The sequence below is a fragment of the Streptomyces sp. SID11385 genome (assembly GCF_010548245.1).
Lineage (GTDB): Bacteria > Actinomycetota > Actinomycetes > Streptomycetales > Streptomycetaceae > Streptomyces.
Map to the genome: position 1 here is coordinate 1 of NZ_JAAGLR010000906.1, position 220 is coordinate 220.

Annotated in this window: 1 protein-coding gene; it reads right to left on the minus strand. The window is 68.6% G+C overall.

Translation table 11 applies throughout. The features are described from left to right. A partial coding sequence (locus G3I42_RS27430; RefSeq protein ID WP_164290327.1) for a sigma-70 family RNA polymerase sigma factor occupies positions 1–220 on the minus strand: 220 nt, incomplete at both ends.

Consider the following 220-nt stretch of genomic DNA (forward strand, 5'->3'; position numbering starts at 1 on the left):
TTTCGCGCGCAGCTGCAACACGGACTTCGTGTGGATCTGGCTGACCCGGCTCTCGGTGACCCCGAGGACGTTGCCGATCTCGGCCAGGGTGAGGCCCTCGTAGTAGTAGAGCGTGACCACGGTCTTCTCGCGGTCCGGGAGGGTGTTGATCGCGCGGGCGAGCAGCCGCCGGAGCTCGCGGCCCTCGGCCACTTCCACCGGATTGTCGGCGGCGGTGTCC